This window comes from Christensenella tenuis (assembly GCF_014287795.1).
Lineage (GTDB): Bacteria > Bacillota > Clostridia > Christensenellales > Christensenellaceae > Christensenella > Christensenella tenuis.
Window position 1 is genome coordinate 85,413 of sequence record NZ_JACOON010000005.1, and the last position, 23,443, is coordinate 108,855.

At 53.1% G+C, this 23,443-nt stretch carries 19 protein-coding genes and 1 riboswitch; of the genes, 12 read left to right on the plus strand and 7 right to left on the minus strand.

Going from position 1 to position 23,443, the window contains the following annotated elements; genetic code table 11:
- The first annotated feature begins 59 nt into the window (after positions 1 to 59).
- From H8S18_RS09975 to H8S18_RS09985, 3 genes are all read left to right on the plus strand, one after another.
- Complete coding sequence (locus H8S18_RS09975) at positions 60 to 458, plus strand: alcohol dehydrogenase catalytic domain-containing protein (protein WP_330598761.1); 399 nt, start codon at positions 60 to 62, stop codon at positions 456 to 458.
- Positions 455 to 2,344, plus strand: a complete 1,890-nt coding sequence (locus H8S18_RS09980; RefSeq protein ID WP_186858162.1) for a hypothetical protein — start codon at positions 455 to 457, stop codon at positions 2,342 to 2,344. The genes H8S18_RS09975 and H8S18_RS09980 overlap by 4 nt, the downstream gene beginning before the upstream one ends.
- A gap of 149 nt (positions 2,345 to 2,493) precedes the next feature.
- A complete protein-coding gene (locus tag H8S18_RS09985) occupies positions 2,494 to 3,036 on the plus strand; it encodes a GNAT family N-acetyltransferase (protein WP_186858163.1) in 543 nt (180 codons plus the stop codon).
- A gap of 167 nt (positions 3,037 to 3,203) precedes the next feature.
- On the opposite strand, the gene H8S18_RS09990 is transcribed toward H8S18_RS09985, so the two are convergent.
- From H8S18_RS09990 to H8S18_RS10000, 3 genes are read right to left on the minus strand one after another with little or no spacing between them, the layout of a single operon-like run.
- Positions 3,204 to 3,533, minus strand: coding sequence for a cupin domain-containing protein (locus H8S18_RS09990; RefSeq protein ID WP_186858164.1), 330 nt, complete (start codon positions 3,531 to 3,533; stop codon positions 3,204 to 3,206).
- A gap of 3 nt (positions 3,534 to 3,536) precedes the next feature.
- Positions 3,537 to 3,905, minus strand: a complete 369-nt coding sequence (locus H8S18_RS09995) for an MmcQ/YjbR family DNA-binding protein (RefSeq protein WP_186858165.1) — start codon at positions 3,903 to 3,905, stop codon at positions 3,537 to 3,539.
- Positions 3,902 to 5,065: an aminotransferase class I/II-fold pyridoxal phosphate-dependent enzyme gene (locus tag H8S18_RS10000; protein WP_186858166.1), complete on the minus strand. Its 1,164-nt coding sequence runs from the start codon at positions 5,063 to 5,065 to the stop codon at positions 3,902 to 3,904. The genes H8S18_RS09995 and H8S18_RS10000 overlap by 4 nt, the downstream gene beginning before the upstream one ends.
- A gap of 146 nt (positions 5,066 to 5,211) precedes the next feature.
- A riboswitch (M-box (ykoK) riboswitch) is annotated at positions 5,212 to 5,367 on the plus strand.
- Positions 5,368 to 5,567: 200 nt separating this feature from the next.
- Between H8S18_RS10000 and mgtA the strand changes: the two genes are divergently transcribed.
- Entirely contained in the window at positions 5,568 to 8,249 is a 2,682-nt protein-coding gene (gene mgtA / locus H8S18_RS10005) for a magnesium-translocating P-type ATPase (protein ID WP_186858167.1), read from the plus strand.
- 280 nt (positions 8,250 to 8,529) lie between these two features.
- Here the strand turns inward: mgtA and H8S18_RS10010 are convergent, their stop codons facing one another.
- Positions 8,530 to 9,888: a sensor histidine kinase gene (locus tag H8S18_RS10010; RefSeq protein ID WP_186858168.1), complete on the minus strand. Its 1,359-nt coding sequence runs from the start codon at positions 9,886 to 9,888 to the stop codon at positions 8,530 to 8,532.
- Complete coding sequence (locus H8S18_RS10015) at positions 9,885 to 10,556, minus strand: response regulator transcription factor (protein ID WP_186858169.1); 672 nt, start codon at positions 10,554 to 10,556, stop codon at positions 9,885 to 9,887. The genes H8S18_RS10010 and H8S18_RS10015 overlap by 4 nt, the downstream gene beginning before the upstream one ends.
- Before the next feature lie 176 nt (positions 10,557 to 10,732).
- Here H8S18_RS10015 and H8S18_RS10020 point away from each other — a divergent pair, with 176 nt between their 5' ends.
- From H8S18_RS10020 to H8S18_RS10055, 8 genes are all read left to right on the plus strand, one after another.
- On the plus strand, positions 10,733 to 11,314 hold the full coding sequence (locus H8S18_RS10020; RefSeq protein WP_186858170.1) for a hypothetical protein: 582 nt from the start codon (positions 10,733 to 10,735) through the stop codon (positions 11,312 to 11,314).
- A 335-nt stretch (positions 11,315 to 11,649) separates the two neighbouring features.
- Entirely contained in the window at positions 11,650 to 11,853 is a 204-nt protein-coding gene (locus tag H8S18_RS10025) for a hypothetical protein (RefSeq protein WP_186858171.1), read from the plus strand.
- Entirely contained in the window at positions 11,854 to 15,069 is a 3,216-nt protein-coding gene (locus H8S18_RS14850; protein WP_186858172.1) for a UvrD-helicase domain-containing protein, read from the plus strand. It abuts the gene before it with no gap.
- A 93-nt stretch (positions 15,070 to 15,162) separates the two neighbouring features.
- Complete coding sequence (locus H8S18_RS10035) at positions 15,163 to 15,621, plus strand: LytTR family DNA-binding domain-containing protein (RefSeq protein ID WP_186858173.1); 459 nt, start codon at positions 15,163 to 15,165, stop codon at positions 15,619 to 15,621.
- Positions 15,614 to 16,021 (plus strand): DUF3021 family protein, encoded by a 408-nt coding sequence (locus tag H8S18_RS10040; RefSeq protein WP_186858174.1) that lies wholly within the window; start codon positions 15,614 to 15,616, stop codon positions 16,019 to 16,021. The genes H8S18_RS10035 and H8S18_RS10040 overlap by 8 nt, the downstream gene beginning before the upstream one ends.
- Positions 16,022 to 16,443: 422 nt before the next feature.
- Positions 16,444 to 20,337, plus strand: a complete 3,894-nt coding sequence (locus tag H8S18_RS10045) for an Ig-like domain-containing protein (protein ID WP_186858175.1) — start codon at positions 16,444 to 16,446, stop codon at positions 20,335 to 20,337.
- A gap of 236 nt (positions 20,338 to 20,573) precedes the next feature.
- A complete protein-coding gene (locus H8S18_RS10050; RefSeq protein ID WP_186858176.1) occupies positions 20,574 to 21,488 on the plus strand; it encodes an ABC transporter ATP-binding protein in 915 nt (304 codons plus the stop codon).
- A gap of 2 nt (positions 21,489 to 21,490) precedes the next feature.
- Positions 21,491 to 22,345, plus strand: a complete 855-nt coding sequence (locus tag H8S18_RS10055) for an ABC transporter permease (RefSeq protein WP_186858177.1) — start codon at positions 21,491 to 21,493, stop codon at positions 22,343 to 22,345.
- Between the two features lie 83 nt (positions 22,346 to 22,428).
- Here the strand turns inward: H8S18_RS10055 and H8S18_RS10060 are convergent, their stop codons facing one another.
- Positions 22,429 to 22,674 carry an acyl carrier protein gene (locus H8S18_RS10060; protein ID WP_186858178.1) on the minus strand — a complete coding sequence of 82 codons (246 nt, stop codon included), beginning with the start codon at positions 22,672 to 22,674 and terminating at the stop codon, positions 22,429 to 22,431.
- Between the two features lie 177 nt (positions 22,675 to 22,851).
- Positions 22,852 to 23,223, minus strand: a complete 372-nt coding sequence (locus H8S18_RS10065) for a GntR family transcriptional regulator (protein ID WP_207721738.1) — start codon at positions 23,221 to 23,223, stop codon at positions 22,852 to 22,854.
- Between the last annotated feature and the right edge of the window lie 220 nt (positions 23,224 to 23,443).

The window sequence follows — 23,443 nt, forward strand, 5'->3', positions numbered from 1 at the left end:
AGAGAAAAGGCCCGGCGCCGCCTTCCCCCCGCATGACAAACGCCCACGGATCCTTTATAGTGGAGGGAAAAGCAAGGAGGAAGAAGAAAGCTGTTGTTTTTGAAGAAAAAGGAAAATTCGCGTTTGCGGAACGTTCCGTTCCGAAGCTGGTGAAGGAAATGGACGCGATCGTGCGGATAGCGCTCGCGTCCGCCTGCTCAAGCGGCCTGTACATCAAACACGGAAGTATCCCGCGGGCAAAAGAAGGCGTGATCGTAGGCCATGAAATGGCAGGTGTGGTGGAAGCGGTTGGCACAGGCGTAAAACGGAAGAATGGTAAAATATGGACAAAAACGCCCGTAGGGATTCCCTGCGGGCGTTTTTTGCCGTTTACAGATTTTTCATCATTTCTCCACACAGCCTTCACGTTGCGCTTGCATAATAAGACCAGATCAAGAAAGGAGCAACAACAGGTATGAAAAAAATATTAACGGTCCTGCTGTGCGCGGTCCTCATGATGGGATTCACCGCCTGTACGCAGCAGGCGGCGGAGCCTTCGTCCGCCGCCCCGGCGGAGGAAGCGGACGTACAGGTTCAGGATGATGCGATATATGGGCAAGTGACTGCGATAAGTGGGGATGAGGCGGCGATTGCCCTCGGGACAATGACAGGAGGAATGGGCGGCGGAACTCCGCCGGATATGGAAAACGGGGAAATGCCCTCCGGCGAGGCGCCGGAAATGCCGGGCGGTGAAGCGCCGTCCGGAGACGCGGAAAATGGCGAGGCGCCGCCGGATATGGAAAACGGGGAAATGCCCTCCGGCGAGGCGCCGGAAATGCCGGGTGGTGAAGCGCCGTCCGGAAACGCGGAAAATGGTGAGGCGCCGCCGGATATGGGCGAAGGAGGCCCCGGCGGGATGGGCGGTTTTACTGCGGATGAAAATGGCACGGAAATTACCGTTGACCTTACTACAGTCACCATCACAAAACAGGATGGCGCGAGCGAGACGGAAGCATCGCCTGCCGATCTTACGGAAGGCACAATCGTCAAAATGGAGGGCTCGGGCGAAGGCGCATCTTTTGTTCCCACGGCCCTTGAGATTGTAAATACGGGCGGCGCTGGCGGGCCGGGCGGGGATATGAGCGGCTCGGAGACGGGGAGCATCGAACTTACGGGTATACTTACGGTAGACGGTACCAGCGAGGCCTCGGACGGCGAAGAAATTACCTCCTCGTCTGCCGACGAAAATACCGTACTTGTAAAAAACGGCGGAAGCCTGGCCCTTAAAAACGGGACGCTTGGTAAAACAGGGGACACGTCGAGCGCGGATGAAAGCAATTTCTATGCGCTAAACGCCATATTCGCGGTGACGGGAGGCAGCACCGCCGAGATATCGGATACGGCATTGACTTCTTCTGCGGAAGGGTCGAACGCTATCTTTGCAACGGGCGAAGGCTCAACGGTCACGGTGGATAACGTCACCATCCACACGGCGGGGAATTCTTCCCGCGGCCTTGACGCGACTTATGGAGGGACGGTCAACGCCACGAATATAGATATCACGACGGAAGGGGCGCATTGTGCGCCCATCGCCACAGACCGCGGTGAAGGAACCATCACCGTAGATACGGGAACAGTTTTTGCAGCGGGCGACGGCAGCCCCTGCATCTATTCGACAGGCGACATCACGGTAAAGAACCTCACAGGGACAGCGACAGGCAGCCAGGCGGCAGTCGTGGAAGGGAAAAACTCCATCACCATGACGGACACGGACCTCACCGGAGCGGGGGAAAATGGTATTATGCTTTACCAGAGCACTTCCGGCGACGCGGCGGAGGGAACTGCACATTTCGACGCGGCAGACAGCAAAATCACGACCACGTCGAACGGGCCGATGATCTATGTGACCAATACGCAGGCAGAGGCAGTCTTTGAAAATACGGAGCTCGTCTTTACAAGCGGCGTCCTTGCGAATGTGGCAGGCAATGAAACCAATAACTGGGGCACCCCCGGCTCAAACGGCGGGCAGTTCACCCTGACGGGTATAAACCAGATATTTGAAGGCGATGTGACATGCGACGAGATCAGCACCTTTGCGCTTTCCCTCACACAGGGCAGTACATTTGCAGGCGCGGTCAACACAGGGAACACCGCGCAGGAGGTCGCAATATCCCTCGATGCGGACAGCACATGGACGCTGACCGGAGACAGCTATGTGACGGTTCTTACAAATGCGGATGAAACGTGTGCGAATATCGTAAGCGGAGGATATAACCTGTATTACGACGCAGATGCGGCCGGAAACGAATGGATTGGCGGGCAGACGATATCCCTTGCGGGCGGCGGCAGCCTGATGCCGGCATAAAGGAAAAAACCGGGGACGGAAGCAATGCTTCCGTCCTTTGCGGTTGGTGCGTTGCCAGAGGAGAGAGCTGCGGAGCGCATAGCCTTTTTTATCTTTATTTGCTATAATAATTTTGCGGAAACAGGTTGGGAAGAATGGAGATAAAGCGGTTGAATTACGAGGTGCGCAGCGTAGCAGAGCAGGATTATAAAGAAATACACAGGATTTATGCGCCCTATGTACGGGATACGGCAATCTCCTTTGAAGTGGATGTGCCTTCCGAAAAAGAAATTAAGGAACGGATTGCGGCGGTTTCAAAGAAGTATCCTTATTTGGTTTGCGTGGAGGACCGTAAAATCATAGGCTACGCTTATGCTTCGGAGCATCAAAAGAGGGCTGCGTATTGTTACGGTGTCGATGTTTCCATTTATCTTGAACAAAACCGGCATTCGGAAGGATTCGGGACTTTACTGTATAAGCGCCTGTTTGAGTTGCTGGCCAAGCAGGGCTATATGAACGCCTATGCGGGAATTACACTGCCAAATGAAAAAAGCTGCAAGTTACATGAAAAATTTGGGTTTGTCCCAGTGGGAACCTATCATAAGACAGGCTATAAATTTGGCAGGTGGTACGACGTCTTGTGGATGGAGAAGCGCATCCGGGAGACGCTTCCACAGGCGGGAATTCTTGATATACGAGATATAATCGGATAAAAAACAGTTTCTTTTTATACTATGGGGACAGACTGCGGTAACCCTGGAAAAAATGAAAGCCCTGGTGTTTTGCAGGCAGCATGGTTTTTATAAAAAACGGCAGGGCCAAAAACCACAATACCGTTTCCGGCATTTATGCCGTCTTGATAGAGCCGCCGCTTGCCCCGTTATTGTTGTGGGACGACTGCGAAAAAGACGAGAGCCTCCATGCCGTCCGCAATCAGGCTGTGCGTATGTCCTTTCGGGCAATAGTGACATACCCCGGGCGCGAGAACTTCCCCGGCTCCGTCGCAAAACGCCTTTCCTGTTCCCGAAAGGATAAAAATAATTTCGCTGCCCGTTTCATGGGGATGCGGGCCAATCGATGCGCCGGGTGCGAGCCGTCCATGCATAATGCGGTTGTTTTCGTCCGCGAACATCCGCGCATAAGTGGACTGCTTCCCGCCATAGAAGTTCTTGATTTCCGTTTCATCCAGTTGGTTAAAATCAATCCGCATACCTTATTCCTTCCCGTTTTCGATTTCGCTCCGCTTTTTTTTCGGTAATGCGCGAAGCCCGGCTTCGTATGCCCAATCGGCCATCTCGCGCACGGTTTCTTCAGGAATAGCGCCCTCGAGATACAGCGAATTCCAATGTACCTTATTCATATAGTAACCGGGAACGACCGCGCCGGGATACTGCTTTCGCAGGAAATCTCCCAGCGAGGGTTCGAGTTTTATCGTAAAAATAGGCTTTCCATCCTTATCGCCGCCCTGCATGGCAAACATTTTTCCGCCTACAAAATAGCGGGTGGCCTCCCATTCGGGCTGGTAGTCTTTGACCACGCCCGCTTTTTGAAGGAAATAACCGCCGAGCCATTCATAATTCAACGGACCATCCCGCTTTCACGGATCAGGCGTACCGCGCGTTCAATGGTGGGCACGTCCGCCACCAAGGCAAGACGCACGAAGCCTTCGCCCGCAGGACCAAAGCTCTCGCCGGGCGTGCAGATCACTCCCGTTTTATCCATCAGCTCGAGTGCGAACTCCCACGATTTTTCATAGCCTTCTGGCAGCGGCGCCCATACGAACATGGTGCCCGGGGAATCGGGAACGTTCCAGCCGATGCTCCGCAGGCCGCCGCACAGTGCATCCCTGCGCTCGCGGTACCCCTTGCGGTTGCGCTCCAGAATATCCTGGGGTCCGTTTAATGCTGCAATGGCCGCCTTTTGCACCGGGAAAGAGATGCCGTAATCGATCTGTGAACGCAGGCAGCGGAAATTACGGATGATCTCCGTATTGCCCATGGCAAAAGAGATGCGCAGTCCGGTCAGGTTATAAGATTTGGAAAGGGAGTTGAACTCAATCCCCACGTCCATCGCGCCCGGAACGGCAAGGAACGACATTCCCGGCTCGCTATCCATCACAAGTTCGGAGTAGGCGTTGTCATGGACGACAATCACATCGTATTTTTTCGCCCATGCGACGAGTTTTTCATAAAATGCATAATCCGCGACCGCCGTCACCGGGTTGTTAGGATAGGAAACGACGATCATTTTTGCCCGCCGGGCGACATCTTCTGGGATGCTGCCAAAATCAATCAGGAAGTTATTTTCCTTTTTCAGCGGCGTATAATAGATTTCCGCTTCCGCCATCCGCGGGCCGAACATAAATACCGGATAGCACGGGTCCGGAGCGATCACAAGATCGCCGGGGTTGCAGATCGGGAGCGCCACATGCGCCATACCCTCCTGCGTGCCGTAAACGGACATCACCTGCTGCGGCGTCAGGGAAACGTCGTAACGGCGGCCGTACCACGCGATTACCGCCTCCACGAGTTCGGGAAGGTCGGCGAGGGAATATTTAAAGTTATCTGCTATGCCCGCCGCTTCTTTGAGCGCCGCGATCACATGGCCGTCCGGCCTGAAATCGGGCGTGCCTACCGAAAGGTTGATGACCTCCATGCCCTTCTGCAGGAGTTCCGCGCGCTTTTCCTCCAGCTTGGAAAAAATGTTCAAATCGAACACTTTCATTTTATTTGCAAATTTCATGTTCCGCCTCCGCAAGTTGTGGTTAATTGATATATGGATATCTTACCGCAAACATGCTGCGCCTGCAAGCGCAATCCTCGGTATTACCGGGACTGAAGTTGACAGCGGCGCAGCGCGCGGGGTATACTGGAAGCCGGAAATAAATAGTTCGATTTCGGTAGGCGAGGTTATCGCAGGGATACGGATTGCTGCCGCAAAATAGTGGAGACACTATGAGAGGGTCAGCAGTTTATGTCGAAACCAAGGCATAGACTAATGCAATTTCATTGCCCTGCGATGCTGAAGCTTGAACGGTAGCGCGATTTTTCGCGTGTTTCTGATGTGGGACCAGTCCTGCTGTTGCGTTCATGCTTCGGCGGGACTTTTATTTTCCATGATCCGATTACGAAAGGAAGTGAGAAACGTGGATATGGCAGACCGAAGGACAGACCAAGGCCCGGGAGGACAGCGCATTGCGCCGCGTTTCTCCGGGGCCGAAACTTCAGATAGGAGGTAAGGACCCATGAACAGGAAAACAAACAACGCCCTGCAAACGCGCGGGGCCATGGAAGCAAAGGAACGGCTGCTTTGGGCTTCGGGAAAGAGCCAGGACAGCGTCCTGAAACAATATGCAAATACATATGACGGCTACCCTGGGAATAGCGTCCGGGAAATGCGCGTGCGCTTCGGCGAAAACCGTATCACCTATGGAGGCGGGGATTCGCTCGGGAAAAGGCTGGCAAAGGCATTTTTAAATCCGTTTACGGCCGTACTGCTGGTTCTGGCGGTCATTTCGTTTATCACGGACGTAGCATTTGCACAGCCAGGGGAACAGGACGCCCTTTCCGTTATCATCGTGCTTGCGATGGTAGCGGTAAGCGGAACGCTGCAATTTGTACAGGAAACGCGCTCGGGTAAGGCAGCGGAGCGGCTGTCTGAACTGGTGGAGACTACTACCGCCGTAGTGCGGAAAGGTATTGAGGCGGAAATCCCGCTCGACGAAGTTGTGGTAGGCGATGTCGTGCGCCTTGCGGCGGGCGACATGGTTCCCGCCGACCTGCGGGTGTTGCAGGCAAAGGATTTATTCGTAAGCCAGTCGTCCCTCACGGGGGAAAGCGAACCGGTGGAGAAATACGGGCGCGCGGTGCGCGGCGGAGAAACGGATGCGCTCCAGCGCGATAACCTCGCTTTTATGGGAAGCAATGTGGTAAGCGGAAGCGCGACCGCCCTTGTGATTGCCGTGGGCGACGATACGGTGCTTGGTTCCCTCGCCCGCCAAATTACTGGCCAGAAGCCCAAGACCAGCTTTGAAAAGGGAGTCAACTCCGTTTCGTGGGTGCTCATTCGCTTTATGTTGGTGATGGTGCCCGTCGTACTGTTCCTGAACGGTTTTACCAAAGGAGACTGGATGCAGGCGTTCCTCTTCGCCATTTCCGTGGCCGTGGGCCTCACGCCTGAAATGCTGCCCATGATCGTTTCAGCGAACCTCGCCCGGGGCGCGGTGGCGATGTCGAAGGAAAAGGTCATCGTCAAGCAGCTCGGCGCGATCCAGAATTTCGGCGCAATGGACGTGCTGTGTACGGATAAGACGGGAACGCTTACGCAGGACAAGGTGGTGCTCGAATACTCGCTTGATATCCATGGCAACGAGGATGCGCGCGTGCTGCGCCATGCGTTTCTTAACAGTTACCACCAGACAGGGCTGCGGAACCTGATGGACGCCGCCGTCATGAACCATGCGCAGGATGTGGGGATGGAGGAACTTGCGGAGGATTACCGCAAGGTGGACGAAATTCCCTTTGATTTCAACCGCCGCCGCATGAGCGTGGTCGTCGCGGATAAAAAGGGGAAAACGCAGATTATCACCAAGGGTGCTGTCGAAGAGATGCTCGCGGTAAGCTCGTATGCGGAATATAAAGGGGAAGTAATTCCCCTTACGGAAGAGGTGCGGCAAGAGATCCTTGGAACCGTCGCCGGATATAACGCGGACGGAATGCGGGTTCTTGGGATTGCGCATAAATTGAGCGCGGATACGGGCCGCGCGTTTTCCGTGGACGATGAAACGGATATGGTGCTGATCGGCTATCTTGCGTTTCTTGACCCGCCGAAAGAAAGCACGGCGCGGGCGCTGAAACAACTGTATCAATATGGCGTCGGCATAAAGGTGCTGACGGGTGACAACGATGCAGTCACCACATATATCTGCCGCAAAGTGGGAATTCCGGCAAAGCATATCCTGCTCGGTGCGGATGTGGAAGGAATGGACGATGCGGCGCTGCGTGAGGCGGCGGAACGGACGCATGTATTTGCCAAGCTTTCCCCACAGCAAAAGGCGCGGATCGTGCGCGTGCTGCGGGCCTCGGGGCACGCGGTAGGCTTTCTTGGCGATGGTATCAACGACGCGGCCGCCATGAAGGAAGCGGACGTGGGGATCTCCGTGGATACGGCGGTAGACGTGGCAAAGGAATCCGCTGACATTATCCTGCTGGAAAAGGACCTCTCCGTGCTCGTACAGGGCGTGATCGAAGGGCGCAAGACCTATGCCAATATCATCAAATATATCAAGATGACGGCAAGCTCCAATTTCGGCAATATGTTTTCTGTACTGGCAGCAAGCGCGTTTTTGCCTTTCCTGCCCATGACGCCCGTGCAGATCCTTTTGCTGAACCTGATTTACGATGTTTCGTGCCTCGCCGTGCCGTGGGACAATGTGGATGAGGACTACCTGCGCGTCCCGCGCACATGGGACGCTTCCTCCATCAGCAAATTTATGGTGTGGATCGGCCCGTCAAGCTCGGTATTTGATATCACAACCTATCTCGCGATGTATTTCCTCATATGCCCGGTGGTATTCGGCGGCGCTTACCATACCCTTGGGGAAGCGGGACAGGAAAGTTTTGCGGCGCTGTTCCATGCGGGATGGTTTGTGGAATCCCTATGGACGCAGACGCTTGTCATCCACATGATCCGCACGCCGCACACGCCGTTTGTGAAGAGCCGGGCGTCGTGGCAGCTCACACTGCTCACCTCCATCGGCATTGCGGTGGGTACGGTGATCCCCTATACCATCGTGGGCAGGGAACTTGGCATGATGGCCATGCCCGGCAGCTATTTTATTCTCCTGCTTTTCACGATCCTGGCATATATGGCGCTTGTGACGGTGCTCAAGAAACTGTTTATCCGAAAGTATGGAGAATTGCTGTAAGGCGCCGCTTGTCCCTGCGGATAAAAGCCCCTATCCATTTTTTGCCTTTTTATGGAGAGCGGCTGAAATAACGCTTTTTTGTAAGACAAAACTTTTATAGGATCAGCAAAGGCCGCCAGCTCAGATGGCGGCCTTTGCTGCTTTGGGATGCCAATAACATAGGACTGGTTTGACCCGATACACAGAAAACGAAAATCTATCTGTTTATTGCGATGATGCAAGTTGCACAGGGATAGGGCGTGAGGGCTGCCGCGCAGCCGGCCATACCGAAACCGGCGAATCATTTAGCGGCAATGGGAATATAGAACCTGAAAATACTGCCGTGCCCGGCTGTGCTTTCAGCAGAGATGCCGCCTCCGTGGACGCATATTATCCATTTGACGATGGGCAGGCCAAGGCCGCTGCTGCTTTCCGTATTATGCGCGGTGCGTGCGCTGTCGGCTTGGAAAAAGCGTTCCCATATGTGCGGCATATCTTTCTCGCTTATACCTATACCGTTATCTTCAACAGAGCCGCGCACAAAGCCGCCGTCCTTTTTAAGCCGCAGCCTTATATAACCGCCTTCTTCACCAAAACGTATGGCATTTTCAATAAGGTTTATGAGCATGCGCATCATCAAAAGTTCATCCGCATATACATATAAACCGGGGGAGATATCTTTGTGGATTGTGATGCCGCGCTCTGCGGATTTTGAGGAAAGCTCATCGGCGACTGATTCCATAAGCGAGGAAAGGTCGAGGGTTTCCTTTTGGATCGCCTGGGTTCCGCTATCCATGCGCGAAAGCAGCAGCAATTGGTTTACAAGCCCGGACATACGTTCCGTTTGCTGCAGGATAACATTGAGCGCCTGCGTCTTATCAGCTTCGCCGCCACGGGTAAGGGCGTAATCGCATTGCGTGCGGATGACGCTGAGCGGCGTGCGAAGTTCGTGCGATGCATCTGATGCGAAACGTTTTTGCTGTTCGAAGGCTGATTGCAGGCGGGAGAACATTTGATCGAACGTATCGGCGAGCTGTCCAAATTCATCTTTTTGGCCGATAAGGCCTATCCTGCGCGTAAGGTCGTCACCGTCGGCAATACTGCGGGCAGTGCTGGTGATGCGCACCATAGGCCGGAAAGCGCGCCATGTTATATAATATCCGCCAAGGGCAGCTAATAAGGCCAGGGGAACTATCATCCATAAAAATACGCGGGTAGAGTAGCTTTCTACATTTATTACGGAATCGAGAACCATACATGTTCTGATCCAGACGTACACATCGCCGCGCACGTTGTAGAGCGTATCGTATACATGCCACACACGCCCGGAATCGCCTGTGACGCGGCGTATTTCACCCTCGCGGAAATCAAGATCGAAATCGGGGATGCGTCCATAATGCATAATATTTCCGCTGTTGTCATATATCATGACGCTGGCATAATCGATATCGTTGATATCATGATCGATCTCAAGCCCGCCTTCGTCAATATCTATCTCGTCCATGGCGGCTGCCGCCGCATGGTGGAGTGTTTCGCTTACGTAGGCGGCTGCCTGGCTGCCGCTGCTGAAACGCAGTATAAGGAACACGGCCACTGCGATCAGTATGAGCATGGCAGTATACCAAAACACAACACGTTGGCGGATGCTAAGGGTTTTCATTTTTCCAGCCTCATTACATAACCGACGTTTCTGACCGTGTGGATAAGTTGCGGACGCCCCTCGCGGTGCAACAGGTTGCGGAGCTTGCGTATGTATACATCTACAACGTTAGATCCCCCATCATAATCGTAGCTCCAAATATGTTCTTCTATACGTGGGCGTGACAATACAACGCCGGGATTACGCATGAAATATTCAAGTATAGCGAATTCGCGGCCGGATAAAAACAACTCTTCTTCGGCAAGGAATACGCGGTGGCTTGCAGGATCCAGCTTAAGGTCGCCAAGGACAAGAAGATTGGGAGAACCGTTTTTACCGCGCAGCAAGACCCTCAGCCTGGCAAGCAGCTCTTCATAGGCAAACGGTTTGACAAGGTAATCGTCCGCGCCCGTGTCGAGGCCGTTTACACGGTCTTCGATGCTGTCACGTGCGGTAAGCAAAAGAACCGGCGTATTGTCTCCGGCGCCGCGCATCCTATGAAGTATCTCAAGGCCGTCTATCGAAGGCAACATTATATCGAGGACAATGCCGTCGTAATCGGCGGATTCTATATAGTCAACGGCCTCGCATCCGTCAAGGCAACTGTCTACGGCATAACCCTCATCGGTTAAAATTTTTGAGATAAGCTTGTTGAGTTCAGGTTCATCTTCTACGACGAGTATACGCACCCTGTCTCCTCCTTATATTAATATACGCTGTGTTTTGAATAAATATATTATATCAATATGAAATACAAATGAAAGCGAAAATCTTTTTTGTTTTCATTTGTATTTCATTTTCAGATGATATTGTTTGGGCATGAAAAGAACGGCAGAAAATGCCGAAAAATCAGGAGGAATTAAAAATGAAAAAGAAACCAATCATGATCCTTGCGGCAGTAGCCTTAACAGCTGTTTTAATGATAGGATGTTCGCCGGCAGCACAAATACAGGCTGCAGATATGTCTGCCCTGCAGCAGCAGCTGGAACAGATATCGGGTGATATTTCATCGCTTAAAGCAGATGTGGAAGGACTTAAAGCTGGAGCGGCACAGCAGGATACAAGTGCGGCGGACAATACAAAAACAGAAAGCGCACCCGCAGCTTCTGAAGCCCCGGCGGCCACAGCGACACCAATACCCCAGGCATCAGCCGGAACACGGAAAAGTACCGGCGACTATGATATCGCGGGCCTTACGGATAAGGTGAACGCTGTAATAGGAAAGATGGAAGCTGCAACAGCGCAGAATATGTTCGACGTTAAGTCGGAAGCAAAAGCGGTAGAGCGTGAAATAGAGATGCAGGAAGACACGGCCGAGTACGATTACAGGCAGGGAAGCCTGAGCCGTGCAGACTATGGTTCGATAGATTCTGAATTGGGACGCCTGGAAGATCAACTGGATCATGCAGAAGATGCTATGGAGTTCAGACTGGGATATGACGACTAAATCATATAAAACTATGGGGACGTCCAGTTAATAGAATTAAAAAGAGGAGACGGGAGGCAGGCCGGACCATAAGCCGGCCTGCCTGTTTTTATGGATAATGACGCTGCGGTAAATGATGGGAAGTTGGCAGTATATCCTGTTATATGATTTTTTACTGTGCTGGCTGTGGATTTATGAAATTACTGTTGCCTGCTTGTGTTATCTGCCCATAAAGGAATATAATAAGAAAGAATATTTGTGCTTATGGCCATATAGGTCCGGTTTCAGGAATCTACCCGCTGCATGGGCGCGGATGCGTGCAAGGCAAAACAGCGGTGAACAGGGAGAGTCACAAGATGGGAATCCAATTAAAACAGAATTATGTCAATGAGGAAAATGTGTTGTGCTATAACTGCGTACACTACGGCGTACTGACTTTTGCGCCGGGTATGCCGGAGATCCGGTCTTGCCAGGTTTATGGGGATATTGATCCCGATATGCTGACAGGGGAGAAAAACAAATGCAGCCATTTTGAACCGAGAAAAGGAACGGAATACTAAATGTTTGTAGCAGACCTGCATATCCACTCCAAATATTCCCGTGCGACCAGCAAGGAATGCGTGCCTGAGTACCTCGACCTGTGGGCGCGCCGCAAAGGGATCGATCTTCTCGGCACAGGCGATTTTACGCATCCCGCGTGGCGGGAAGAATTGAAGGAAAAGCTGATTCCCGCCGAAGAAGGCTTATACCGCTTAAAAGAGGAATACCGCCTTGCGGACGAGGTAGAGGGAAAGCCCGCGCCGCCGCGGTTTGTCCTTTCAGGGGAGATCAGCTCCATCTATAAACAGGGCGGAAAGGTGCGCAAAATCCACAATGTGATCCTGCTGCCCTCGCTTGAGGCGGCGGAGAAGCTGGCGGGCAAGCTCGAGCTTTCGTTCAACCTGCATTCGGACGGGCGGCCCATCCTCGGCCTTCCAAGCCGCGACCTGCTTGAGATCACGCTTGATATCTGCCCGGAGGCCATATTTATCCCGGCACATATTTGGACGCCGCATTTTTCGCTGTTCGGGGCCTATTCGGGGTTTGACGCCATCGAAGAATGTTTTGGCGACCTCACGCCGCATATCCACGCACTCGAAACGGGCCTGTCGTCCGACCCGCCTATGAACTGGCGGCTGTCGGCGCTCGACGGGTATGCGATGGTCTCCAATTCGGACGCGCATTCCCCCGCGAACCTTGCGCGGGAAGCCAATCTTTTTAATACGGAAATGAGCTATCCCGCCATTGCGGTTGCGCTTGAAAACCATGATACCGATGAATTTTACGGGACGCTTGAATTTTTTCCGGAGGAAGGGAAATACCATAACGACGGACACCGGAACTGTAAGGTGTGTATGACGCCGGAGGAGACGATCGCCGCGGGAGGAAAATGCCCGGTCTGCGGACGGCGCATCACCGTGGGCGTTTATCATCGTGTGGTGGAGCTTGCGGACCGCGCGGCAGGGTATCGCCCCGGGGCCGCAAAGCATTTTGAAAGCATCGTGCCGCTTCCTGAGGTGGTAGCTTCGTCGATGGGACTTACACCCGCAAGCAAGAAAGTACGCGCGCAATATTTGGAGCTGCTCCGGGAGCTCGGCCCGGAGCTTACCATCCTGCGTGAAACGCCGCTCGCAGAGATCGAGCGGACGGCGGGCGTGTGCATCGCGGAGGGTATTCGCCGCCTGCGCTGCGGAGAAGTGGAAATACATCCCGGTTATGACGGCGAATACGGGAAGATCCTCGTGATGGATAAAAGCGAGGTGCAAACGTTGTCCGGCCAGCTTTCCATGTTTGCGGACGAACCTAAAAAGAAAACGGAAAAACATGCCCCCGCGCGGGCGGAACTGCCAAAGACGGATGAAAAGCCGAAAGAAGCGGCCGTGGCAAAAACGGACGGGAATCCTTACGGACTCAATGACGAACAATGGGCGGCTGCATCTGCTGTGGAACCTGCGGTCGCCGTACTGGCCGGGCCGGGCACGGGCAAAACACGTACCCTTGTGTACCGCGCCGCCTGGCTTGTGGAACAATGCGGCGTGGCCCCGGAACACATCACGGCGGTTACGTTTACGAATAAAGCCGCAAACGAGATGCGGGAACGGCTGGAGGCGTATTTCAACGATAAAAAGACAGCGAAGGCAATGCACATCGGTACGTTCCATTCCCTTGCCCTTGGCATGTTGAAAGAGTGGAATAAAAGCGTAACGGTAATCGACGGGCAGGAAGCGCTGGCAATTCTTTCTGAAACGCTTACCGCGTGCAACTGCGCCATGAAACCCCGCGATGCGATGCAGGCGGTTTCTAAAATCAAGAACGGCGCCGCAGGGGAGATCCCGCAGGTGGTATACGACGCCTACTGTGCGCGGCTGCGCTCGCTTGGCGTACTTGACTTCGACGACCTCCTGACCGATACTCTGGAAATATTTCGTGAGGGCGGCGCAAAGTGCGAAGCGGTCTTCCCGCGTTTTGGGCACTTGCTTGTGGATGAATTCCAGGACGTGAATCCCGTGCAACTGGGCCTGATCCGTGCATGGGGCGCAAAAAGCAAGGGAATCTTTGTGATCGGCGATCCAGACCAGTCTATTTACGGCTTTCGCGGTTCGGATGCACATTGCTTTGAACGCCTCAAAGCGGACAGGCCTGTCCGCGAGATACGGCTGAAAAAGAACTACCGTTCCACGCCTGAAATCATAGGCTGCGCCCTTCCGGTGGTTCGCCACAGCGAACCGGTGTTGGAGGCACAGCGGGGGAGCGGCGTGAAAACACGGCTTTTGACGGCGGATTCTCCCTTCTCAGAGGCGTTGTTTATTGCAAAGGAAATTAACGCCATGGTGGGCGGGGTAGATATGCTTGCCGCCCATGCGCAGCATAAAAAGGGAGCGGATACCGCTTATGGCCTGTCCGACATCGCCGTGCTCTACCGCACGCACCGGCAGGCGGAATTGATTGAGGAGTGCCTCGTAAAGGAAGGAATCCCCTATGTGGTGCTGGGAAAAGACGATACGCTTGCCGACCGCCGCGTACGCGGCGCACTTGCGTTTTTCCGCGTTCTATGCGATCCGAAAGACAGTGTCTCCCTCGGAACCTGCCTGCGGGCGGATAGCGTCACCCCGGCAGCGGCAGAAAAAATACTGGACGCTTACGGCCGGGAGAAGAAAACGGTATCTTCGATTGTGTCCGTTTTAAAGGATGTGGGAGAAACGGAGCTTGCCGGGCGCTTTGAAACCTGTGCGCCGCTGATGCGCAAGGCCACACCGGCAGAGCTTCTTGACCTGTGGCTTTCAGGGCACGGATATGGGGAAGAAATGCCTGTGTGCCTGAAACGCCTGAGGAATATGGCGGTTTTCCATCTCCGCATGGCGGATTTTCTTGCGGCCCTCACGTTCGGGACGGAAGGGGACGTGAAGCGCAGCGGGCAAAAGGCATATACTGCGGACGCGGTCACGCTGATGACGCTGCACGCGGCCAAGGGTCTTGAATTCCCGGCCGTATTCCTGTGCGGCGTAACGGATGGTTTGGTTCCGTTCCGCAGGAAAGACGGGGAATGCAGCGAGCAGGAGGAACGCAGGCTGTTTTATGTGGGTATGACCCGCGCGCAGGACGAGCTTATTATGCTCACGAACAAAGCGGAACGTTCGCCCTTCCTTGCGGATATTCCTTCCCGGCTCCTTGCCGAGGGCCCCGCGCATACGCGCAAAAAACCGGCGGGCAAGCAGCTTGGATTTTTTACAAATTGAGAGGACGCCGTGCAAAAAGCAGAGAAAGGGACGCCCTGCCGCCTGCGGGGCGGCGCGCCGTACAGACTGCGGCCGTAACGGGGAGGAAACGGGTTGAAACTTCTGATCGACCAGTCGCCGGACAATGAAGAGGTAGAAATTACCATCAAGTGTGGGATGATAGACCCAGGGCTTGAAAAGCTGATCGAGCAAATCAGGCTCTATTCTTTTTCCATCACGGCAAAAAAAGAGGGCAGGACCTATCCCATCAGTTTAAGCGACATTTATTATTTCGAATCTATTGACAACCGCACCTTCCTGTACGCGGAACACGAGGTATACGAATGCGGACTCAGGCTGTATGAGCTGGAACAGCAACTGACGAAAACAGATTTTGCCCGCGTGAGTAAATCGTGTATTTTAAATGTCAGGATGTTAAAAAGCGTCCGCGCGCTGCTGAACGGAAAAATGGAGGCGGAGCTTGAGAACGGGGAAAAGGTGATTATCAACCGCCATTATGTAGAGAAACTCAAGCGGAAGCTGGGGCTTGCCGGAGGTGAAAAGGATGTCTAAACTTAAATTCTATATCACTATGAATTGCGTATCCTTCACAATATTGGCGCTGGTCTATACGATACTGTGCCTGTTTGGACTGTCGGCCGTAAATGAAGCAGCGATATTGATCCTGCTTTTGATGACAACGTGCATTGCGGCAGTGATTTTTTTCACAGACAAGATCCCGATCAATTCCATACCGCTGCGGATGGCTGTCGATCTTGCGGCGGTGATTGCGGTGGTGTTCCTCATCGGCGCTCCATTGGGCTTTATTCCGCTGGAGCCAGAATACGTACTGGTTGTATTGGGGATGATAGCGGTTGTCTATTTTGCGACGTTCGGCGTACTCGTCGTCAAAAACAAGGCAGATGCGGAGGATATCAATAAAAAGATTAGAAAAATGAAACGGGAAAGGTAAGAGGCCGGTGCGGCCATGAAATCAAAACAGCCTGCTCGTGCAGGCTGGAAGTTGCCATAATATGCATTAAATAATACAAACTACCACATATATCATTATATTGATAAGCATAATATACCATTTTCGCGCTTAAAATGTCAATATAATATTGCACAGACAACAAGGCAAAAGGGCAAAAAAAAGCGGTTTTTGGAAATAGGGCCGGTTTTCGCATGACAGAATGTGAAAATCGGTTCTGTTTTTTGTGCGCTTATCAACATAATGCATATTATCGCAATAGAAATAGAAGGACTACCGGGGAAACAGAGGGCGAAACCATAAGGAATATGTGAAGGGAAGCTTTTTATGTCATTTTAATACTGGAAGAAGAGCAAAACAATTTATCTTTTTAAATACGAACCATGAACCAAGGAGAAAGGGAAATGAAAAGGAGAAAGAGAATTTTATCTGCCATTGTGTGCATCGCAATGGTGCTGACGCTGTTTGGCGGCGTGGCACTGGCGGAGGAAACGGACACAGCGGAGCCATCCGCGGCTGTGAGCACAGAGCCGGCAGAACCCGCGGAGGAAACGCAGGAGCCTGCTGAAAGCATGGGGCCGGAGGAAAGCGCAGAATCGGCGGCGAGCGAAGAACCGAAGCCGGAGGAAAGCGCAGGCGCGGAGCCGGAAGAAACGGCTGCGTCTGTAAAGCCTGCGCCGAGGATGGCTATGGCGCCGTTGGCGGCGGGCGGAGATACGGTGACGGACGCCAAAACATTTACCTTTAAGCCCGGAACCACAAATGAAGAACTCGCGGCGGCATGGGGCGAGGGAGCAGCAAGCATTGCGGATAATGGCGATGGAACCTATACGGTCACTCTGCTCAAGAATATTGAAATGGGAAAAAGCCAAAATATCAATTTCGGCGAATTCTCCCTCGGTGCCGGGCAGGCGCGCATGATACTTGACCTGAACGGAAAAACGGTCACGGGAACGAGCATCGTCATTGCAAACTTGGGCAACCTGACGATCACAGGAAATGGTTCGGTCATTTATGATGGCGGACAATATTTGGCGGCGGTCAACAACGCCGGATATAACCTGACGATTGAGGGCGGAACATTTACCTGCAACGGCGCGGGCAGCGCGTCCTATAATGCAGCGGTCAGCACGGCGGCAGGCGTGACGACGGTCATCAACGGCGGTACGTTCAACGGCGGCAGCGCGGGGGCGGTCATCTCGTATGGAGATACCGTGATCAACGGCGGCACGCTGAACGGAGAATACGGCGTGATAGCGAAGGTAAATTCGTCCGGTACCGAGGCGGGCAGCATAACGTTCCCGGAGGGTTCGTCTGCTGTTGTAAATGCAGAGACGGCACCTTTTGTAGCGCATGGCAGCAATGGAAAAGCCGGAAGCATCACGGTGGCCGGCGGGACCACGACGGGAAGCAGCCTATTGAGAACGATGGGTACGGTGGACGATAAAAAGGCGGTCCTGACAGTCACCGGAGGAAAGCATGAAGCGGACCCGTCTGATTATATCCCGGAGGATATGTGCGTGGTCGTCAATCCTGACGGCACATTTACGGTCGGAGAATATGCGGCGCAGGTCGGAGATCAAAAGTATGCGACCGTACAGGAAGCAATCAACGACGCGCAGCCAAACAGTACGGTCGAGATCATCGCACAGGAAGCGGTGACGGAGAATCTGACGATCAGCAAAAACCTGACGATCGCAGGGCAGGGAAAAGATACTACGGTTTTAAAAGGAAAGATCACGGTCTATGGCTGTACGGCCGAGTTGAAAGACTTGAGGGCGGAGAACAACACGGCTACCGCCTATGGAACGGCGCTCATCACTTTCCCTGCGGCGCAGGCGGCAGCAGACGTGACATTTACGGATTGCACGGTTTATGACAATGATACGGCGTTCCGTCTGGAAAGCGAGGGCTCTTCGCTGACGCTCAATCATACAGATGTGACAGGTGCGGCACATTACGGCGTTGGCCTGCGGAATGAAAACCAGACATTGACCGTAAACGGCGGAAGCATCACCGGCTGGGGCGCGGTCATGACGTCGGCGGGAAGCCTGCCGAATGGAACTGAGGACAGCGGTACGAAGATCGAGATATCCGGCGCGAAGATTGTTGCAACGGAGGGCGCGTCCGGCGGATATTACGGGGCGATCGTCCTGCAGGAGAGTTATCACGGAGTGGAACTGACGATACGGGATTCAGAAGTGATAGGAGAAGGCCTGCATACGGCGGCGCTCGACATCCGCGCATACGGCAGCACCATCATGGTGGAGAATTCGACGCTGCGCGCCGACAGCCTGATATATGGCACGCCGGACGGCGAGACGGGACAGCCGGGTTATTATGGGCCTGTTACCCTGAGCCACAATGCAACGTATGAAAAAGTATATACGACGGCGGCCGACGCCCCTGAAACGGCTGTGATCCTCGATGCGGCGACAAGCGTGGAATGTAAACCGATGAGCGAGGGCGGTACCTATCCGATCATCAAGCGCGGACAAGACACGGCGACGATCGGCGGCACGACCTATGACGTAGTCGCGGGAGGAAGTATCAGCGAGGCGATCGCTGCAGCGGAGGATGGCGCAACGCTGCGCATTCAGGCCGGAACATATACGGAGCCGGTAAAGCCGCAGGCAGGAGACTCGCAGCATGTAAAAGAGAAATCCATTACCCTGTTGGGCGCGAATGCGGAAAATGACCCGAACAGCAGCGCGTGGTTAAGCGAGGAAACAGTCCTGACGGGCGGCATGTATCTTGGCTATGACGACAGTCATACCCGTAATTACAGCATTACGGTAAAGGGCATTACGTTCCAAGGAAAAGGCCTCACCATAGCGGACGAAAAGGACGTTGTGATCGAGAACAATAAATTTACCGATATTACCGATGCAAATGCGATCGCAGTGCTCGATCAGGAATGCGATGGCATGAAAGGTTCTGTTATTGTGAAAAACAACCGCATCGTGGGTGTGACGCACGCATCGGGCATGGGGATCAATCTGCGTAACCCTTATGACGCTCTTGTGACGGGGAACTATATCGAAAACACGAATCACAACGCGATCCTGTTCCAGAAAAACAGCGGATATGACAGGCATGCGGGAAAAGTAGAAATTACCGGAAATACGATCATCAACTGGGATGCGGATAACGATGCTTCCGGCGGACGCGCTATTCGCATCGACACGCAGGGGAACGGCTCCGGAGACGATACGGGAAAAAAGTTTGTCATCACAGGCAACAGTATGCAAAAGCCGGATTATGACCCGGCAACAGCGACAGACCCCGATTTCGCGAAGATCACAGGCGTTGGTGAAAATGCAGTAGACCTGTGCGGGAACTACTGGAATTCAGAGGAACCGGATTTCGACACGATCATTGCGGTCTATAAGGACGGAAGCGCAGTCTGCCCGAACGTATTCTATAACACATATTATGCGGATAAAGGCTTGACGAAGCTGATTGTTGAGGCGGACGGCATCGTACTGAACCAAACGACGGCAACGGCGGAGATCGGAAAAACAATACAGCTTACTGCAGCGGTAACACCGGAGAATGCTACGGACAAGACTGTAAAATGGAGCTCCTCCAGCGACACAGTCGCAGGCGTTGACCAAAATGGCCTCGTTACGGCCAAGACGGCCGGACAGGCGGTCATCACTGCAGAAAATTCGGCTGGTGATACGGCCGAATGTATCGTCACGGTGACGAAACAGCAAGTGAAAACAGTCACCTACACCGACGCGGCGACGGGCGTGACGCTGAACACGGACACGACAAAGGTGCCGGAGGGTTCTTATCTGCTCGTGAAGCCGGTGGCGGAGACGGAGCAGGCGCATGCGGCCGCAAAGGAAGCGCTGAAAGACAAGGCGGGGCGGTTCGTGCTGTATGATATCACGCTGGTGAACGCGGTAGGCGAGCCGATCCAGCCCGCGGGCGACGTGCTGATCGGGATCCCGACGCCGGATGGGTACGACACGTCGAAGCTGGCGGTACACCGCATCAATGAGGACAAGACGACGGTGGAGCACGGGGTGACGGTGCAGGACGGCGTCTCTTACTTCCAGACAGACCACTTCAGCAAATATGCGCTGATCGAAAAGGGAAGCATGAGCGGAGCGGGAACCGGAACGGAAGACACGGCGAAAGATGAGGGCACCGACTCCTCCGATACGCCGAAGACGGGCGACACGGCGGACATGACGCCGTATATCCTGCTGGTCGTCATCGCGGGAGCGGCTGTTGCTGCGGGGATCGCGGTCACGGTACGGAACCGGGGAACTGCGAAAAATAAATAACAGCAGGGAAAACGAATCAAAACAGCTTCGCGGCAAAAGCCGCGGGGCTGTTTTTGACTGGGCAGCGGACAATCGAGGCCATCGCGGCAGGCGGGACGTTCGCTTTCGCCGTGTTTCCATTCTGGCCTGTCTTTGCATTTCACCATGGAAAAAATGCACTTTGCCCAAAACCGCTTGAAGCGGTCTTTTTTTATTGGTAACGTAAATCCTGTAAAAACCGAAAGGACGGGAAAAGCATGACAAAAATTATTACGGTAGAAGGCCTGAAAAAATCCTATGGAAAAGTCCAGGCTGTGAATGGGATTGATTTTTATGTAGAAAAAGGAACGTTGTTTGCCTTTCTGGGGCCGAACGGCGCAGGAAAATCAACCACGGTCGATATGATTTCGACGCAGATTAAGCCGGATGCGGGGCGGGTTCTGGTGGACGGGTATGAACTCGGACGGGAAGACGGAGCCATCCGGGCGGAGATCGGCATCGTTTTCCAAGACAGCGTCCTCGATGCGCTGCTTACCGTACGCGAAAATTTGCTGTTGCGCGGAAGCCTTTACGGAATGGAAAAAGATGCGCTTCGGGATGCTGTTGCATCCGCTGCATTTGCAGCGGATGTGACGGGCTTTTGGAACCGTCCGTACGGCAAGCTCTCCGGTGGACAGCGGCGCCGGGCGGATATCGCGCGCGCACTTGTCAATACGCCGCAGATTTTATTCCTGGATGAACCGACAACGGGCCTCGACCCGCAAACCCGCCGCAAAATCTGGAATACGGTTCATATGCTGCAAAAGGAACGCGGCATGACGATTTTCCTCACTACGCATTATATGGAAGAGGCGGCGCAGGCAGACTATATCACCATTATGGACCACGGCAGTATTCTCGCCAAAGGAACGCCTGCGGAGCTCAAGGAAAATTATACCCGGGATATGCTCAGGATTACGCCCAAAAAGGACGAAAAACTCTCGGCGCTGCTGGGCAAGGAAGAAATTGCGTTTCAAAAGTCGGGAGGCGATTTTATCATTCAATTGCGGCATACGGCGGATGCAATCGGTATTATAGACAAATGCAGGGAAGAGATTGCCGGTCTCGAAGTGCGGCGGGGAACGATGGATGACGTCTTCCTGAATATTACAGGCGCGAAAGTGAGGAACTGATTATGTGGGCCATGACAAAACGCAATTTAAAAGTATTTTTCAGGGACAGGAGCGCGGTATTTTTCTCCCTGCTCGCTGTGTTCATCATCATCGCGCTATATGCGGTATTCCTCGGGGATACGATCACCGGAGGGATGGAGGGCGTGAAGGGGATTGATTTCCTGATGAACAGCTGGATTATCGCGGGGATTCTCGCCGTGATTTCCATGACATCCACGCTGGGCGCGTTCGGTATTATGGTAGAAGACCGCGCGAAAAAGATCATGAAGGATTTTACGGTGTCTCCCATCGGACGGGGCAGCCTCGCGGGCGGCTATATCTTCTGTGCATTTGTTGTAGGCGTTATCATGAGCCTGCTTGCGCTGGTCGCCGGTGAGATTTTTATTGTTGCGTCCGGCGGCGAGGTACTCTCCATGGAAAATATGCTCAAAGTGATCGGCGGAATCTTCCTTTCGGTCCTGTCGTCAAGCTCCATCGTGCTTTTTATCGTCTCGTTCTTCAAAAGCCAGAATGCGTTCGGTACGGCAAGCACAGTCATCGGTACGCTGATCGGCTTTCTTACAGGCGTTTATATTCCCATCGGAAGCCTTCCCGAAGCGGTGCAGGGCATCATCAGGGCGTTTCCGGTCTCTTATTCCGCATCCTTTTTCCGTACGGTAATGACGGAGCAGCCTGCCTCAGTATCCTTTGCCGGCGCTCCCGAAAGCGCGCTGCGGGAATTCGATACGGCGCTTGGAGTAAAATTTGAATTCGGAGGGGAAATGACGACGCTTGCGGCCTGCATTGCCGTGATGGCCATAACGGCAGCCATATTTTACGCGCTTTCCATCTGGAACCTCTCGAGAAAGAAAAAATAAAGGGCATATAAAAAGGGCTGGAGCCTGACCGTACAGGCATCAGCCCTTTCAAACGCGACGGTAAGCGGCCTTGGGTAAAGCCGTCAGCCGTCCCCTTGTTTTATATTTGCATTTATATAGTCCAGCACATCCTGAACAGTGTCCAGGAGTTTTAAATCGCTGTCAGGAATGGAAAGATGAAACCGGCTCTCACAGGCCGCCACGGCATCGAGCAGGGAAAAAGAATCAAGTTCCAGATCGCCTATCAAACGCTTTTCCGGCGTGATCTCGCTTACTTCGCATGTAGAATATTCCGCAAGGAGTTTCTGGACTTCCGATAGGTTTGCCATACGGGTTCCTCCGATTTCCAACTTGTTTTTCTCCATTATCGCTGACCAGCCCCCGTATAGTCAAGTCTTTTAAAACCGGGGATTGGAATCCGCGCTTCAAAACAGATGCAAAAATCAAAAAAGACCGCCTTCCGGCAGTCTTCACATAAAATACAAAAAAATATCATCAAAAAACAGCTAACCGCCGGAATAAGCATCGTCCACGATTGTAAAAATTTCGTCGATCCATAATCCGGAATCCCGCGCCTCCCGTGTGACGCGAATAAACATCTCGCGGATTTCCTGCTTTTTCATTTCCTTGATGTGCGCGGCATTGTCCGCCACAAAATCGCCCTTTCCCGTTACGGAATAGAGAATCCCCTCCCGTTCAAGGATCGCATAAGATTTTTGGACGGTGTTTGGGTTGATACCGAGCTCTTTCGCGGCCTTGCGAACGGAAGGAACCTGCTCGTGTGCGAGCAATTTTCCTGTCATCACCAAAGTCTTGATTCCCTGAACAATTTGTTCATAAATTGGTTTTTTCGACGCAGGGTCGAGTGTTACCATCATTTTACCAATGCCTTTCCAATCTGTATTAATTGTATTAGTACGATTATTATATTTGAAAGAAAGAAGCATGTCAAGCAGCGCAATACCGGGAAAATTTGCTGTTTTTTTCCCTATGTTCAGAAAAATTGAAAATTTCACCAAAATTGCTCAAAAAAAACGGGAATAAATTGCTCATTTCACTTTCAAATAAACAAAGAAAGTATTATAATGAAACTGGCCA